Raw genomic sequence first — 18358 nt, 5'->3', positions numbered from 1 at the left:
GTTCATATGTGAATAAAAAGTTGGAGTGATGCAATTGAAAGCTCTATTTGAAAAAGAAAAGGCTTTTTGGAGTAGCAAGTTCGATACCGATGATCATATCGTAATTCTCCCGTATAACAGAACGTCCACTACTAGTAGAAATACTGACAGCTACCATAGCATTTACAGTACATTACCACCTCAGATTTTCCAAAGAATTAGTTCCATAGCAGGCGGATCGCAGTTAGCCATCTTCATGGTCTTGTTAGCTGGTATAGAAACCTTGTTGTCCAAATATACTAGCCAAGAAACGATCATTGTGGGCGTACCAGGAATTCGAACTTCAAATGATGCCCAACCGCTTTCGAATCAGCTATTATTTTTGAAAAATGAAGTACATAGCAAGAATACTTTCAAATCTTTATTAAACCAAATGAAATCATCCATCAGTGAAGCGATGAAACATCAGAGTCTCCCCTTTTGGAATTTTATAGATAACCTGAATGTACATTACGATTCAAATCGTGTCCCTATTATTAATACCATCGTGTCATTAAAAGAGATTCATCCACTAGATTTCGAGGAGCACGCTGCTTTTGACATCCATTTTCAATTCGATTTGGAAAATGGCTCTCTTCAATTAAATACGATTTATAACGTAAATCGTTATGATCATGAACTGATTACCCAAGTTGGAAGGCACTTATCTCATATTTTATCCATTGTGTTATTTGATCTTGACCTTTCATTAGAACTAGTTGATCTCTTATCAGAAGATGAACAAGAACAGCTTCTACTTACGTTCAATAATACGACTACCACATATCCTAGAGAGAAAACGATTCAACAGTTGTTTGAGGAACAGGTAGAGCGTACACCAGATCAGGTGGCAATTGTCTTAGATGATAAGCAACTAACCTACAAAGAGCTAAATGAAAGGGCTAATCAATTAGCAAGAACCCTAAGAAACAAAGGGGTCACTACAGGACAATTAGTAGGGCTTATGGTTGAACGCTCTTTAGAAATGATCATCGGAATTTTCGGGATTTTAAAAGCAGGGGGAGCCTATGTACCGATTGATCCAGAATATCCGAATGATCGTATTCGCTACATGCTAAAAGATTCAGGAGCAAAGGTATTTGTATTGCAAAGTCATTTACAACAGCGAGCAGATTTCGAGGGAACGTGCATTTTACTAGATGATTCAGAGGCATACAGCGAAGATAGTTCCAACTTGGAGCCAGTAGCAGAAGCTACTGATGTAGCTTATGTAATTTATACCTCTGGATCTACTGGAACACCTAAAGGTACACAAATCAGACACCTCAGTGCTACAAGAGTGGTAATGAAGACAAATTACATCGAGATTAGCGAAGAAGATACACTACTACAGCTTTCTAATTATGTGTTTGATGGCTCTGTATTTGATATCTACGGAGCTTTGTTACATGGTGCAAAGCTCATCCTCATTAAAAAAACAGATATGCTTGACCTCCATAAACTTAGTAGTGTGATTGAGCAACAGAATGTAACGGTCTTCTATATACCTACCGCATTCTTTAATACGCTGATAGATAATCAGCTAACATGCTTTCAAAACATCCGCAAAGTTTTGTTTGGAGGAGAACGTGCATCTGTTAGTCATATAAGAAAGGCATTTCATTATTTGGGACCAGAAAGACTCATACATGTGTATGGTCCTACAGAGGGTACTGTCTTCACCACCTTCTATCCCATTAACTCTTCTATCGAGGAAGACGTTGCTACAGTACCGATTGGGAAACCCTTAGCCAATACATTGGTGTACATAGTGGATCAGTTCAACAACCTCAAGCCAATTGGAGTTCCAGGTGAATTGTGTATAGCAGGAGAGGGGTTGTCGAAGGGATATCTCAACAGAGAAGAATTGACTGGAGAAAAATTTGTAGATAATCCTTTTGTACCAGGTACTCAAATGTATCGCACGGGCGATTTAGTTAAGATGCTACCAGATGCAAATATTGATTTTTTAGACCGGATAGATAAACAGGTAAAAATCAGAGGATTCCGTATTGAGCTGGGAGAAATTGAAAATGCCCTGTTAACATTCCCAGAGATCAACGAAGCAATTGTTGTGGATGGAATAAAGGATGGAAATAAATATTTAGCAGCGTATTACGTAGCAAAAGAGCCAATTGAGGCAAAAGAGCTACTCAAAAATCTGTCGGCGAAATTACCCGAATATATGGTACCTGATTATTGTATATCACTTGACCAGATGCCTCTTACTCCGAACGGGAAAATTGATCGAAAAATGCTCCCTGCTGTTGAGGAGAGCTTACCAATAGAAGAGTATGTAGCACCCCGTACCTTGTTGGAAGAAAAATTAGAGGATATCTGGAAAGGGATTTTAGGGTTAACTCAGGTTGGAATAAAAGATAACTTTTTTGAAAGAGGCGGCCATTCCTTACGAGCAACAGCCTTGGTGTCTACGATTCAGAAAGAGCTACAAAAGAATATACAGCTAAGAGACGTGTTTCAACATCCAACGATCGAACAGATGGCTCAGATCATTGAGAATATGGAGCAAACGGCTTATTCAATCATACCGATTATGGAGGAAAAACCTTATTATCCTGTCTCATCCGCTCAAAAACGACTCTATATTCTGGGGCAGTTAGCAGGTGGGGAAATCAGCTATAATATGCCGAGTGCTTTGATTTTGGATGGGGTGATAGACAGAGAACGTATAGAGAAAGCTTTTCAGCAATTAATTGCTCGTCATGAAATATTGCGAACTAGCTTTGAGCTTGTAAACGGTGAACCAATTCAACGTGTACATAAGGAAGTTCCTTTCACCATGGAGTATGTACAGGTTGCCAATGAAGAAGCAGCGGAAGGAATTATTCGTGATTTTACAAGAATGTTTGATCTACAAAGTGCTCCGTTGTTACGGGTGGGACTTGTCGAACTTGCCCAAGAACGCCATATCTTATTGTTTGACATGCATCATATCATCTCTGATGGAACCTCCATGAGCGTTCTTATTCAGGAGTTTGCTAGATTGTACGAGGGAGAGGTATTGCCTAAGCAACGGATTCAGTACAAAGATTATGCTTCTTGGCAACAGCAACAGATAAAAAGTGAGTGGTACCAGCAACAAGAGAATTATTGGCTCCAAGCATTTTCCGGTGAACTGCCTGTCATTCAACTTCCTACAGATTATACCCGCCCAGCTGTGAGAAGCTTTGAAGGAAATCTTCTGGAGTTTAGAATCGACAAACAAACAAGTGAGGAATTAAAACAGCTGGCATCCCAAACAGGGTCGACCTTATATATGGTGTTACTAACTATCTACACGACGCTACTTGGCAAATATAGTGGACAAGAAGATATTATTGTTGGAACTCCGATAGCGGGAAGACCTCATGCAGATCTAGAAAGCATGATTGGTATGTTTGTAAACACACTGGCGATACGCAACTATCCAAGGGGCGAAAAAACATTTTACGAATATTTACAAGAAGTTAAAGAAACTTCTCTGAAGGCGTATGAGAATCAAGACTATTTATTCGAAGAACTGGTAGATAAGCTGGATGTAAACAGGGATATGAGTCGTAATCCACTATTTGATACGATGTTTGTACTGCAAAATTTAGAAAGTAAGGAGCAGGAACTAGAAGGCCTGCGTATCACACCATATGCAAGTGAACATACGATTTCCAAGTTTGATTTGACCTTACATGCAATGGAAGATGCAGATACAATCCTGTGTAGTTTCGAATATGCTACAACACTATACAAGAAAGAAACAATCGAGCGTATGGCGAAGCACTTTTTACAATTGATTGATGGGCTTTTGAGTAATCCGCATGCTAAGCTGTCCACCATTGAGATGATGACAATGCAAGAGAAGACGTTGATTCTCGAAACGTTTAACAATACGATAGTGGAAGATGTAGAGGAGCAAACCATTCACCAATTATTTGAGACTCAGGTCCAACGTACACCGGATCAAGTAGCTGTGGTTTATGATGGTGAACAGCTGACGTATCGTGAGGTAAACGAGCGAGCAAATCAACTGGCAAGAACCCTGCGAGCTGAAGGGATAAGGTCAGATCAACTAGTCGGTATTTTGGTGGAGCGTTCTCTTGATATGATAATTGGATTGTTAGGCATCTTAAAGGCTGGTGGGGCTTACGTACCGATTGATCCAAGTTATCCAGAAGATCGAATCCGCTACATGCTAGAGGATGCGGGAGCTACGTTCGTAGTTGTGCATAGTCATTTACAAGATCAAATCATTTTCGATGGATTTAATGGAAAATGCATCGTTATGGAGGAGAAGGCTTCCTATCATAAGGATACGTCCAATCTTGAACCCTGCAATAGCCCATCTGATTTAGCCTATGTCATTTACACATCAGGCTCGACTGGTAAACCTAAAGGGGTCATGATTACTCATCAGGCGGTTGTCAACCTGATACATGGCATCACGAAGCGGATTGACTTTGCTGAAGGGAAATCTCTTCTTTGTGTTACTACAATTTCGTTTGATATCTTTGTGTTAGAAACGCTCCTCTCGTTAAGTAAAGGGGTAAGAGTCGTACTTGCTAGCGAAAATCAACAGACGGATTCACAAGCTTTGAGAAATGTAATTTCTGAGCAACAAATCGATATGATTCAAATGACGCCTTCTCGTATGCAGATGCTTTTGTCATCTGTAGATGGTACGGATCAAGTCAAATGTTTACAGGATGTACGTGAAATTATGCTTGGCGGAGAAGCACTTCCCATCTCTTTAGTCAATGCTTTACATGAGCATACATCGGCGTGCCTATACAATATGTATGGTCCGACTGAAACAACCGTATGGTCATCGATTGGGGAGGTGGCAGTGGGACAGCCCGTTACAATCGGGAAGCCATTGATGAATACACAATTCTATATATTGAGTACTGATGGTCATCCTCAACCTATTGGGGTAGCTGGTGAGCTATGTATCGCTGGTAAGGGATTGGCAAGGGGCTACTGGAATCGTCCAGAATTAACGACCGACAAGTTTGTAGAAAACCCGTTTATACCAGGTAGTAAGATGTATAAAACAGGTGATTTGGCAAAATGGCTTCCTGATGGCACGATTGAGTATCTAGGTCGAATCGATCATCAGGTAAAGGTGAGGGGCTATCGTATTGAGCTTGGAGAAATAGAAGAACAGCTAAGGAATATGGAAGAGATCCAAGAAGCGGTGGTCATCGCACGGGAAGATCATGCTGGGGTGCAACACTTATGCGCCTATATTGTGGTAGAAAAGCAGTTGACCATAAGTGAGCTAAAAATTAAATTGGCTTACCAACTTCCAAACTACATGGTACCGTCTTACTTCATACAGCTGGATAAAATGCCGCATACACCAAATGGGAAGCTTAATCGTAAGGCTTTACCTGCTCCAGAGGATAGTAGTATCCATTCGGGAGCAGAATATGTTCCAGCCCGTACATGGATGGAATCGAAGCTTGTGCAAATTTGGCAAGAGGTTCTGGGTCTTCCCAAAATCGGAGTGAAGGAGAATTTCTTTGATATTGGTGGACATTCCCTGCGTGCTACCCATTTGGTCGCTAAAATTTATAAAGAGTTAAATCAAAACTTTCCGTTGCGAGATGTTTTTCAAAATCCCACTATTGAGCAAATGGCTGAGATATTAAAAGGAAGAGAAAAAATCGCTTTCACTTCTATTCCAATTATTGATGAGAGAGAATACTATCCAGTTTCCTCTGCACAGAAGCGGTTGTATATTTTGAGTCAACTCACTGGTGGAGAAATTAGTTATAATATGCCGGATGTGATTCAGATTGAAGGAGAACTGGATAAAGAGCGATTAGAGATGGTCTTCCGAAAGCTGATTTCGCGTCATGAAACATTGCGAACTAATTTTGAACTCGTCAACGGTGAACCGATGCAGCGAATACACCAGAATGTGGAGTTTTCCATAGAGTATACCAAAGCGAATGTGGCAGAGGTCAAGGGACATATTCAAAACTTTGTTCGCACGTTCGACCTTGAGCAGGCTCCATTACTCCGAGTTGGGTTAATTGAAATAACGAAGGACCGTCATATTATGATGTTTGACATGCATCATATTATTTCAGATGGTGTCTCCTTAGGGATTTTGATACAAGAATTTATTAGCTTGTATAAAGGAGAAGAGTTATCTCCACTTCGTATTCAATACAAAGATTATGCGGTATGGCAACGAGAAGGCGTTCTGAGTGAGGAAATGAAGCGACAAGAAGCATATTGGCTTGAGGTTTTCAAAGGGGAGATTCCTGTACTCGATTTGCCAACCGATTATATCCGTCCAGCCATGCAAAGCTTTGAGGGAGATACGATAGAATTTATTATTGATCATAAAAGCAGAAATGGATTAAGGCAGATCGCAGCACAAACCGGTTCCACCTTGTATATGGTGTTGCTAGCAGCTTATTCAACACTATTACATAAATATACAAGTCAAGAAGATGTGATTGTTGGAACGCCAATTGCTGGAAGATCTCATCCTGATTTAGAGCCAATTATCGGTATGTTTGTCAACACTTTATCTATTCGTACCTATCCAGTGGGTGAGAAATCCTTCTATGAATTTGTGCAAGAAGTGAAAGATACGGCATTAGGAGCGTATGAAAATCAGAATTATCCGTTTGAAGAACTAGTAGATAAGCTAGATGTCAATAGAGATTTGAGCCGGAATCCACTGTTTGATACAATGTTCGAGCTAAAGAACGTAGAGCAAGAAGAATTGAGTATCGAAGGATTGCAACTTTCCCCGTACGAAAATAACCATGCGGTATCTAAGTTTGATTTATCCTGGAACGCGGTGGAGGAATCCGAAAGAATCGTATGCTTGATTGAATATGCTACTTCCCTTTATAAGAAAGAAACAGTGGAGCGAATGGGACTGCATTTTGTCCAACTAATTGAGGCCATTGTGAATGATCCACATGCACCACTGTCATCTCTTCAAATCATAACGAATCAAGAGAAAGAGCAAATTCTCGGGTTATTTAATGATACGACAACGGATTATGCCGAAGAGGGAACAATCCATCAGATGTTTGAGAATCAGGTGGAACGTACGCCAGATCAAGTAGCTGTCATTTATGAAAATAGTCAACTGACATATCGAGAGCTCAATGAACGTTCTAATCAATTGGCGAGAACCTTGCGAAATGAGGGGGTACAAGCTGGCCATTTAGTTGGTATCATGGCTGAACGTTCCTTGGAGATGCTGATTGGAATCTTCGCAATTTTGAAAGCTGGCGGTGCTTATGTGCCGATCGACCCAGGGTTTCCTGAGGAACGTATCAGCTACATGCTAAAGGATGCCAATATGAAGTTATTAGTGCTACAAAATCATTTACGTGATCGGATACCTTTTGATGGGAAACGAATTAATTTACAAGATGAACAAATGTATAGCGAGGACAAAACTAATCTCTTACCTGTAAATAGTTCGAGGGATGTAGCCTATGTCATCTACACATCTGGTTCAACAGGCAAGCCGAAAGGGGTTATGGTCGAGCACCATTCTGTTATTAATCGACTCATGTGGATGCAAAATCAATACCCTATCGATGAAACAGATATTATTTTGCAAAAAACATCAATCACGTTTGATGTTTCGGTTTGGGAGCTGTTTTGGTGGTCCATGGTAGGTTCCAAAGTATGCCTATTAGCGGTCGGGGGGGAAAAGAACCCTGAGCAAATCGTTGAGACGATAGCTAAGCAAGGCATAACTACTATGCATTTTGTTCCAGCGATGTTGCATGCTTTTTTGGAGTACATCGAGCAATGTCCAAGAAAAGATGTAAGGAATAAGCTTCATTGCCTGCGACAGGTATTTGCAAGTGGAGAGGCCTTAACCCCTTCGCAAGTAACAAAGTTTAATCAAATTGTTGCAACGGTGAATCAAGCGAAACTAACTAATTTGTACGGCCCGACGGAGGCTACTGTTGATGTATCGTATTTTGATTGCCATGCAGATCAAGAGCACGCTATTGTTCCAATAGGAAAGCCTATTTTTAATACGCAGCTCTACATTGTCCAAAATGAAACCAATAATCTCCAACCGATTGGGGTAGCGGGAGAGCTGTGTATAGCGGGAGTGGGGTTGGCGAGAGGATATTTAAATCGTCCTGAGCTTACAGCAGAGAAGTTTGTGATGAACCCGTTTACGGCCGGAAAAACGATGTATAAAACAGGAGATATGGCTAGATGGTTACCAGACGGTACCATTGAATACTTGGGAAGAATTGATCATCAGGTAAAAATTCGAGGCTATCGTATCGAGCTCGGTGAAATCGAAGCGCTACTTCTAAAAATAGCTTCTGTTGATGAAGCTGTGGTGACTGCAAGAGAGGACCATACCGGTCAGAAGCATTTGTGCGCTTATTTTGTGGCAAAACAGCAACTTACAGTAAGCGAATTAAGAAGTTCGCTATCACAGGATTTACCTACTTACATGATACCATCCTACTTTATACAGCTTGAGCAATTCCCTTTGACTTCAAATGGGAAAATCGACCGTAAAGTACTACCTTCACCAGAGGGTAAGCTTCATCTAGGGGTAGAGTATGAAGCTCCGCAAACACCAATGGAAGTTCAATTGGTTGAGATATGGCAGGAAATACTCGGTGTATCCAAAATAGGTAGAAAAGATAACTTCTTTGAGCTAGGCGGGCATTCTTTAACCGTACTCGAATTAGTCAGGAAGATCTACATGAATATTCGAGTGGAGATTCCAATTCGGGTGGTGTTTGAAAAGCCTACGATTGAAGGAATGGCTCCAGAGATTTTAAGGCCCATATTCGAAAAAAATAACAGAAACCCAATCATGAAATTAAACGAGCATGGACACGTAAATGTGTTCTGCTTCCCTCCCGCAATCGGTCATGGCATGGCCTATATCGAGCTGGCGAAATTACTTGAGAATCATTGTGTAACATACGGTATTGACTTCATCGATGAATATACAAATGATGAGGATTTAATGGAACAATATGTAAAGATAGTAACTGACGTACAGGACAAACAACCATATGTGTTTCTAGGTTATTCGCTGGGAGGAAATCTGGCATTTGAAGTAGCAAAAGCAATGGAGTTAAAAGGCTATATGGTATCGGATATCATCATGCTTGACTCTATAAAAAGAAATGGGGCATCAGAATTCTCGGAGGATGAAGCAGTAAAACAAGTCGATGCTCTACTAGAAGACATGCCTGAACAGTATAAGCATTTTGTAACACCGACATTTACGCATAAAATTTACTCATACGCTAAGTATCGGGATCAGCTTGTAAATACAGGTTCAGTTCAAGCTAATATTCATGAATTAATTGCGAAAGACTCTACAAAGTTAAATTCTGAAGAAGGTAATTGCTTGTCATGGAGACAAGCTACACGTAGTAACTATTCTGAACATCAGGCAAAGGGAATTCATGAAGAGATGCTTGACCCTGAAATGATTGAGGAGAATGCCAAATTAGTACGCCATATTGTCCAGAAAATCATTGATGAAACGTATGCTGTTTCTGCTCATTCTACTGATCGTTTAAGATAGAAAGACTAGTGTAGACAAGAATGTGCACATGTTACGGGCATGATATTCACAAATGAGTATAGGTGGTTAGATCGACCTATCTCTATTCGTGAACGATCATGCCCGTAGCTTTTTAAAGAAACATTTTTATTCGTTTTTCTTGATGAGTTCATGCAGCATAAACTATTTTTGCTAGAAAAGCTAGGAATAAATGGTTTTCTATGCCACTTTCCTTTTCTGTCGTTGCGGTTTATCACGCATTGAAGAGAGAACGGCAGCGCATAAACAAATTACAGCGGCTACCCAAAAGACAGTATGAAGAGCTGTCATATAGGCTTCCACATTTAATATATCAGTACTACTAGAGTCGGGTTGATTGTCTGTTAGTCTATTTAATTGAAAGGAGAATAGTGAGATAGCAAATGTTGTCCCTAATACCATCCCGATATTTCGGACTAATGCATTTAAACCGCCTGCCGTACCCAATAGTTTAGGTGGAACTGATCCTAGGATACTTGCATTGTTTGGTGATAGAAAAAGACCAGTGCCGATTCCCAAAATACCCATATGCATTGCGACAAGCCAAGCAGGTTCATTAGTTGTAAGCTTAGTGAGCAAAACAAAGGAAATAGCATTAATCACCAAACCTGAAATCGTTAAATAATAAGTACCAATTTTATCAGATAGCCAACCAGAAAACGGAGCCACTATCGCCATCATCACAGCATTTGCCATCATGACGTACCCCACGATGTTGGGGGGATATTCTAGCACCAGTTGCATATAAAACGGCATGAGAATTGTTATACAAAAAAGAGAGAGAAAAGACAGGAGAGTCGCAAAGCTTCCTGAACGGAATGTACGAATTCTAAATAGAGAGAAGTCTAGCATTGGATGTGAGATTCGTGTTTCACGTCGATAAAACAAGACGAAGATTACGAATGAAAAGAGAAGACCACCTAGTGTAATACCTGTTGTCCACCCATGTTCCTCTGCATTAGAAATGGTATATAGGAAGGTAATCATACTTGTCATATACATAATGGAACCAAGATAGTCAAAAGGCTCACCCACGCGTTTCTGGTGTTGTTTTGGCATGATACGTAGAGCTGCGATAAATCCGACTAAACCGATCGGTACGTTTATCCAAAAGATAGATTCCCAGCCAAACGAATCAACGAGAATTCCACCGATGGCGGGGCCTGACAATGAACCAAGCGATACCACCATTCCCGTTATTCCAAGAGCACGACCACGTTCCTCTTTGGGAAAGGTACTAGCTATGATAGCTTGACTATTAGCCATTAGCAATGCGGCACCAGCAGCCTGCAGGACACGCATACCAATTAACATCCAAATGGATTTCGACAAACCACATAAAGCAGAGCCGATCAAAAAAATTAAAAATCCTAGATTATATAAGTTCCCACGCCCAAAAAGATCCGATAATTTTCCAATAATGGGTAGAAGGGAAGCGATCGCTAATAAATAGGCGGTTACAACCCATTGCACGATATGTAGGGGAACCTGCAATGTATTGGAAATACTAGGGAGAGCTACATTCGTGATGCTTCCATCCAATGTTGACATAAAGATGCCCAGAGATACATTAGCAAGTATCCACCAGCGAAGAGTAGTCCTTATAGTAGGTAACTGACCTTCCTGACTCATCTTAATTCCTCCTTTATATAACGAAACGGTTTATCCTTTTTTTATGAGCATACGAATAGTCTCAGAGAGGTCAAGGTTGCTTTTTTGACACAAGGATAGTAGCTTTTGGTATGTTTCCTCGTCTAATCTGACATGGATGGCATGCTGTAGTCGATTAAGCTCGTGTTTTCGTGGACGCCCCCGTCCTAGTTTTTTATAAATAATTTCTTCCTCGCTGGGCTTTCTGTCAACAATGATATATCCTTGTTTTTCTATCCATTCATCCCCTTGATTTTTCTTCCAGACAAAAAGTGCGTTTTTGCGGACCTTAGCTAGATATATATCCATTTGTTCATCAACTAATCCATGTTCTATTGCTGTTTTTATCCATTTTTTCTCGAAAGCTTGGGCGAATTCTTGAAAGGAGTAGTATCGATTATCCATAAATGAATTCCACCTTTTTTGTTCTACAAAAAATATAAACCTGTTTCCAAAAATAGGCAACGTTTTTATTTTACAAAAAATGTAAAAAATATTTTTTTATTAGTAACCCAGCATAAACAGGAAAAAAATATGCTCTTCTCTTGCAATTTCTGAAAGTTTGGTTATTATTAAAAAGTAAGTTCATTGATGTCTAAGGCTGGCTGATTACAGTCATTCTATTCATCCTGTGCTTTCACGCATACGCGTACAGAGTATGGAGGGCTTGATAACTGGTATATACCACTGCTAAGTATTAACCCACCATAAAACAGCTTGGGCAACGTTTTTACGTTTGCGCTGGTTGTTTTGTGGTGGGTTATTTTTATTTTTTGAAGCAGATGGAAAAAGAAGAGGAGGAAATAACCCTTGAACAAAATGATTTCATTCACCATTAATGATACGTGGCACCAAGCAGAAGAGGGCACTAGAATTCTTGATTATCTGCTTGAACATGAGATAAAGCATCCCCATATTTGCTATTCACCTATTTTAGGTCCAATTCAAACATGTGATACTTGTACCTGCGAAATAAACGGACAACTGATGCGAGCTTGCTCTACTGTTGTAGAGGAAGGAATGAGAATTCAGACTACCTCTTCACGGGCTAAAGCAGCACAAAAAGAAGCGATGGATCGTGTACTTGAAAACCACATGCTGTACTGTACTGTGTGTGATAATAATAATGGCAATTGTCGTGTACATAATACTGTAGATCTGATGGAAGTGGAGCATCAGGAGCGACCGTTTCGTGAAAAGGGCTATGAGGTGGATATGTCTCATCCTTTCTACCGATATGATCCGAATCAATGTATATTGTGCGGACGTTGTGTAGAAGCATGCCAGGATTTACAAGTCAATGAGACATTGACCATTGATTGGGAACGAGACATGCCTCGCGTAATTTGGGATCAGGATAAATCTATTAATGAATCCTCCTGTGTCTCCTGTGGGCATTGTGTCACTGTATGCCCATGCAATGCTTTAATGGAAAAAACTATGCTAGGTGAAGCTGGTTTCATGACAAATATTGGGAAAGATTTACTTGATCCAATGATTGAATTGGTGAAAGAAGTAGAGCCTGGTTACAGTGGAATATTGGCTATTTCTGAAGCAGAAGCAGCTATGCGTGAAGCTCGAACGAAGAAGACGAAAACAGTATGTACATTTTGTGGAGTAGGCTGTAGCTTTGAGGTGTGGACGAAAGGGCGCCAAATTTTAAAAATTGAACCATCTGAGGAAGCACCGGTCAACAGCATTTCGACCTGTATCAAAGGAAAATTCGGTTGGGATTTCGTCAATAGCAACGAACGATTGACAACACCGTTAATTCGTCGAGGAGATGAGTTCGTTCCAGCTACATGGGAGGAAGCGCTTACACTGATTGCGTCTAAGTGGAAAGAGATGAAACAAAAGTATGGCGGTGACGCATTCGGCTTCGTTAGCTCATCAAAAACAACCAACGAAGAAGCTTACTTGGTCCAAAAATTAGCTCGACAGGTTTTTGAAACAAATAATGTAGACAACTGTTCACGTTATTGTCAATCTCCAGCTACAGATGGGCTCTTATCGACTGTTGGTTATGGTGGCGATTCTGGTGTGATTACAGATATTGCTGCTGCAGGGTTGGTCATTATCATCGGAGCAAATCCGACAGAAGGGCATCCAGTTTTGGCGACTCGGGTGAAACGAGCAAAGAAATTACATGGTCAAAAGCTGATTGTTTCAGATTTACGCAAACATGAAATGGCAGAACGTTCGGATTTGTATTTACATCCAAATCAAGGAACAGATTTTGTCTGGTTAACAGCGGTAGCTAAATATATCATTGATCAGGGCTGGCATGATGTAGACTTCTTAGCAGAACGTGTTAATTACTTAGAAGAGTATAAGAATGCAATTCAAATCTACACACTGGAATATGCAGAAGAAGTGACTGGAATTTCTCAAGAGCAACTAAAAGAAACAGCCAAAATGATTTGTGAGGCAGACGGTACATGTGTACTGTGGGGCATGGGGGTTACCCAAAACGTAGCAGGTTCTTATACATCAGCAGCAATTGCCAATCTTTTATTACTCACAGGAAATTTTGGACGACATGGTGCGGGAGCGTACCCACTACGTGGACATAATAACGTACAGGGCGCTTGTGATATGGGCTCATTGCCAAATTGGTTACCAGGTTATCAGTCTATCTCAGATGATGAGGCTCGCCAAAAATTTGAAAAGGCGTATGACGTCAAGATTTCGAATAAACCAGGCTATACGAATATCCAGATGTTACAGGCAGTAGAGGAAGGTACATTAAAAGCAATGTATTTGATTGGGGAAGATATGGCCTGGGTTGATTCCAATTCTAATCATGTGCAGGAGACTTTAAGTAAACTTGATTTCTTTGTGGTGCAGGATATTTTCTTTACACGGACAGCACAATTTGCAGATGTCATTTTGCCAGCAGCACCTTCTTTAGAAAAGGACGGTACGTTCACTAATACAGAAAGAAGAATACAACGGCTCTATCAAGCATTGCCTACATGGGAGGAATCCAAGCCAGATTGGTGGATCATTACCCAGCTTGCTAACCATCTTGGGGCCAATTGGGAATATACTCATCCTGGTGATATTATGGACGAAATTGCAAGTCTAAGCCCGCTCTTCTCAGGAGTCAGCTACGAAAGATTGGCAGATTGGAACAGCTTGATATGGCCTGTATTGCCAGATGGTACAGATGAACCGTTGCTCTATATCAATCGCTTTAATTTCCCAGATGGAAAGGCCCGTCTTTCCTTGGTAGAATATGTACCCCCTATTTCCTATCCAGCAGAATTTGATCTAGTGGTCAATAATGGGCGTTTATTAGAGCACTTCCATGAAGGGAATATGACGAATAAATCAAAAGGAATTCAATATAAAGTGCCAGAGGTATTTGTCGAGGTGCCACCAGAGCTTGCTTGTGAGCGGGGGGTAAAGGATGGCTCTTTAGTACGCTTGGTATCCCCATATGGAGCCATCAAATTACGGGCGGTTGTAACCAATCGAGTACAAGGAAAAGAGCTGTATGTCCCGATGAACTCAGTCAGTTGTGACAATGCCATTAATATTTTAACAGGAAATATAGGAGATATTCGTACGCAAACACCAGCTTATAAACAAACCAAGGTGCGTTTGGAAGTACTTGAGCATAACGGCCAGAATCCGTTGCCCAAAAATAACCCACGCAATGCCAAACGAAACCCACAGCTGGGTGTGCAGGTAGACCGCAAGTGGGCACGGACTGATTACGAGCCTATTGCAGATGTGAATGTAGCAGGAGGGAAGCAATAATGGCCAAACCAATTACCAAAATAGCCGAACCAACCGAAACAAAAGAAGAACACCAGGAGCTGCATCTTACTCAATTAAAAGAAGAGATTGCCATGCATGCCGAAAGTATTCGTCAATCCGTAAAACTGTTGGATGAGCTACATCAAGCAGGAGTCCTAGAAACGATGCAATCTATGGTTCAAAGTAAGGAAAAGATGGCTGGCATCGCAGTTAAGCAGTTGGTAAAGCCAAATGTAACTAAATCTATTAATAACGTCATGGCGTTAACAGAAGCCTTAGCTCAAATAGAACCAGAAATGACCAAGAAGCTGGTCTCAAGTCTAACACATGGTCTACAAAAAGCAGAAGAAGCCAGCGCTAAAGAGAGTAAAATTGGTATGTTTGATCTGTTTAGAGCACTACAAGACCCTGATATTAATCGTGCAATTTCTTTTGGCTTACATATGTTGAAAGGGATAGGGGAAAATCTAGGGGAGCAAGAGAGGCAAAAATAGAGGTAGGATTTCTATCGAGGGGTATGTAAAAAAGGCGGCATGTAACCGCCTTTTTTACTATTAACATACATGAAATATGAAAAGGAATAGAAGGGTTTAATTACCAATTATTGGAATAGTAAGCCAGAAAAACATTGTCTCATAGAATCGTTTAAAAGTGACAAATATCCACCTCAGAAAAACAAACATACGTTCTAATTAACCATGAAACTCCTTACGAAAATTTATTTTTATTAAGAAATGCATCTTTTTTTTATAAAGATTGTGGGAGTGAAATTTTGTTACAGGTAAAAAAGGCTTACTAACAACGTTTTTAGATTAATAACAGAAAATTCCTAACAGTTATATTATAAATCTTACGGATGACAAAACAAAGCTGGTGTGGTACGGTAGCAGTAATCCATACCTGGCGGAATAGTGTACACCTGACGTGTACACTTCAACACCAAGAAACATAAGGAAGTGAAATGATGAAGAAATTAGGACTTTTACCCAAAATTATTCTAGGTATCATTTTAGGGGTAATTATTGGCTCCTTCTCGCCTGAATGGATCGTCAAAGGCACTGCAACATTTAGTGGTATGTTTAGTAATTTTCTTGACTTTATTATTCCATTGATTATCATCGGATTTATTGCTCCTGGTATTGGGGAGCTTGGAAAGGGTGCTGGAAAGCTCTTAGGATTAACGACAGCAATCGCATATGGTTCTACGATTGTAGCAGGATTGTCCGCCTATTTTGTAAGCACCAGCTTTTTCCCACATATTATAGAAGTTGGGACACTAACTAGTGCTTTCAAAAATCCAGAAGAAGCATTAACTCAGGCTTACTTTACGATTGAAATCCCACCTATTATGGGAGTAATGAGTGCACTTATACTTGCTTTTACCTTGGGACTAGGATCTGCGGCCCTCAAGGGAGATACCCTCCTAAAAGTAATGGTTGATCTTAGGGGAATTGTTGAAAAAGTAATTTCCTCTGTTATCGTACCACTATTGCCTGTGCATATCATGTGTGTGTTTACGAATCTGACATATGCTGGACAAGTACAAATGATTATCTCTGTATTCTTTAAAGTCTTTATTATTATTATTGCCATGCATATTTTGTATCTCATCGTGCAGTATTTTATTGCTGGACAACTGGGACGTAAAAACTTTATCTCTTTAATGAAGAATATGCTTCCTGTCTATATGACAGCGATCGGAACACAATCTTCAGCGGCTACAATACCTGTAACCTTACGTCAAGTGAAGAAAAATAAGGTAAGTGACCAGATCGCAGACTTTGTAGTTCCCTTATGTGCAACTATTCATCTATCTGGAAGTACGATAACACTGGTCAGCTGTTCTATGGCTGTAATGATGTTGAATGGAATGCCTACTTCTTTCGGAATAATGTTTCCCTTTATTCTAATGCTGGGCATTACCATGGTGGCTGCTCCAGGTGTTCCAGGTGGAGCCGTAATATCAGCACTTGGTCTATTGCAAACCATGCTTGGATTTAGCCCATCGTTGACATCACTAATGATTGCTCTTTATATTGCACAGGATAGTTTTGGAACAGCGTGCAACGTAACAGGTGATGGAGCGATTGCAATTATAGTGGATCGTATTAAAGGCGGGCGAAAAGTACAGGAGCCTGTAGAACAGATGGAAGCTATCCTATAATAATGAAAAAGGACTCTACTCTTTGTTTGGGTAGAGTCCTTTTTACCTCAAAAAACGGACTTACTCTTTTTTGCATAAATGAAAAATAATTGATTGATACATAAAAGTTTGCTAGATGTTTTCTTTTCACAAAAGGGAATTCAATTTATACTTCTAGGGAAAGCAATTAAGTAAGGAGTGGATTTCATGCAGGATATCTATCGCGCATTCGTGCTGGATGTTGTAAATGGTCAATCCAACATGCAGATACAAGAACAGACTATAGCTGATTTACCAGATGGAGAAGTGACGATTCGTGTTGCCTATTCCAGTGTTAATTTCAAGGATGGCATGGCGACAATTCCGAATCGCATCATTCGCAAATACCCAATGGTTCCAGGTATTGATTTAGCAGGAGTAGTAATCGCTTCTACGGATGAACGCTACCAAATAGGCGATCAGGTGATTGCTACGAGCTATGAAATAGGTGTATCTCACCCAGGTGGATTTAGCGAAATTGCTAGGGTTCCAGCTAAATGGGTTGTGCCTTTACCAGAAGGCTTGACGATGCAGGAAGCTATGATTCTGGGTACAGCCGGCTTTACAGCAGCCCTATCTATTATTCGGCTAGAGGAGAATGGTTTGTCGAATGATCAGGGGCCGGTTCTGGTGACTGGTTCCACAGGTGGTGTTGGTAGTGTTGCTGTTGATATTTTGGCGAAAAATGGATACGAGGTAACGGCCAGTACTGGAAAAGAAAGTGAGCATGCCTATTTAAAAGAACTGGGCGCCACAAATATTTTACATCGTAATGAGGTTATTGCTACGGATGAAAAACCAATGCGCCAACAGCTTTGGGCAGGAGCAGTAGATCCAGTTGGGGGGAAAACATTAGAGTATCTCCTTTCTACCATCAAGTATGGGGGTTCTGTTGCTGTAAGCGGATTAACGGGGGGAGCGGATGTGTCTACAAGTGTATACCCCTTCATTTTACGTGGAGTGAATCTACTTGGAATCGATTCGGTCTATTGCCCGATGGATAAACGTAAAGTGGTATGGCAACGTCTAGCGTCTGATCTAAAACCACAGCATTTGACAGATCGGATGGTTAATGAAATTTCATTAGAAGAATTGCCGAAGACACTTTCTCAAATATTAGAGGGTCAAATACGTGGACGGACGATTGTAAGATTGTAGTTGAAATCTAA

Annotated in this window: 7 protein-coding genes; 5 read left to right on the top strand and 2 right to left on the bottom strand. The window is 40.5% G+C overall.

Features of this window, described 5'->3' with window-relative positions; all coding sequences use genetic code 11:
• Positions 1-34 precede the first annotated feature (34 nt).
• Positions 35-9574: a non-ribosomal peptide synthetase gene (locus tag BrL25_RS23135; protein WP_018669923.1), complete on the top strand. Its 9540-nt coding sequence runs from the start codon at positions 35-37 to the stop codon at positions 9572-9574.
• Positions 9575-9772: 198 nt separating this feature from the next.
• Here the strand turns inward: BrL25_RS23135 and BrL25_RS23130 are convergent, their stop codons facing one another.
• A complete protein-coding gene (locus BrL25_RS23130) occupies positions 9773-11224 on the bottom strand; it encodes an MFS transporter (protein WP_018669924.1) in 1452 nt (483 codons plus the stop codon).
• Positions 11225-11254: 30 nt separating this feature from the next.
• Entirely contained in the window at positions 11255-11647 is a 393-nt protein-coding gene (locus BrL25_RS23125; protein ID WP_018669925.1) for an AT hook motif family protein, read from the bottom strand.
• 414 nt (positions 11648-12061) lie between these two features.
• Here BrL25_RS23125 and fdhF point away from each other — a divergent pair, with 414 nt between their 5' ends.
• From fdhF to BrL25_RS23105, 4 genes are all read left to right on the top strand, one after another.
• Entirely contained in the window at positions 12062-15007 is a 2946-nt protein-coding gene (fdhF, locus tag BrL25_RS23120) for a formate dehydrogenase subunit alpha (RefSeq protein ID WP_051088565.1), read from the top strand.
• A complete protein-coding gene (locus BrL25_RS23115; RefSeq protein WP_018669927.1) occupies positions 15007-15501 on the top strand; it encodes a helical membrane plugin domain-containing protein in 495 nt (164 codons plus the stop codon). Before fdhF ends, BrL25_RS23115 begins: the two co-directional genes overlap by 1 nt.
• 470 nt (positions 15502-15971) lie before the next feature.
• The gene (locus tag BrL25_RS23110; RefSeq protein WP_018669928.1) at positions 15972-17171 is read left to right on the top strand and encodes a dicarboxylate/amino acid:cation symporter; all 1200 of its coding nucleotides are present in this window, start codon (positions 15972-15974) and stop codon (positions 17169-17171) included.
• A gap of 186 nt (positions 17172-17357) precedes the next feature.
• The gene (locus BrL25_RS23105) at positions 17358-18347 is read left to right on the top strand and encodes an acrylyl-CoA reductase family protein (RefSeq protein ID WP_018669929.1); all 990 of its coding nucleotides are present in this window, start codon (positions 17358-17360) and stop codon (positions 18345-18347) included.
• Positions 18348-18358 lie beyond the last annotated feature (11 nt).

The sequence above is a fragment of the Brevibacillus laterosporus DSM 25 genome, from assembly GCF_002706795.1.
Classification (GTDB): Bacteria; Bacillota; Bacilli; order Brevibacillales; family Brevibacillaceae; genus Brevibacillus_B; species Brevibacillus_B laterosporus.
Note: the sequence above shows the minus strand (reverse complement) of the source record. Positions and strands in the feature narration are given on the sequence as shown.

Excerpts from the sequence above, each read along its gene's own strand:
- BrL25_RS23105 (WP_018669929.1), top strand. The coding sequence starts at position 17,358 with ATGCAGGATATCTATCGCGCATTCGTGCTGGATGTTGTAAATGGTCAA.
- BrL25_RS23125 (WP_018669925.1), bottom strand. The coding sequence starts at position 11,647 with ATGGATAATCGATACTACTCCTTTCAAGAATTCGCCCAAGCTTTCGAG.
- BrL25_RS23110 (WP_018669928.1), top strand. The coding sequence starts at position 15,972 with ATGAAGAAATTAGGACTTTTACCCAAAATTATTCTAGGTATCATTTTA.
- BrL25_RS23130 (WP_018669924.1), bottom strand. The coding sequence starts at position 11,224 with ATGAGTCAGGAAGGTCAGTTACCTACTATAAGGACTACTCTTCGCTGG.
- BrL25_RS23115 (WP_018669927.1), top strand. The coding sequence starts at position 15,007 with ATGGCCAAACCAATTACCAAAATAGCCGAACCAACCGAAACAAAAGAA.
- fdhF (WP_051088565.1), top strand. The coding sequence starts at position 12,062 with ATGATTTCATTCACCATTAATGATACGTGGCACCAAGCAGAAGAGGGC.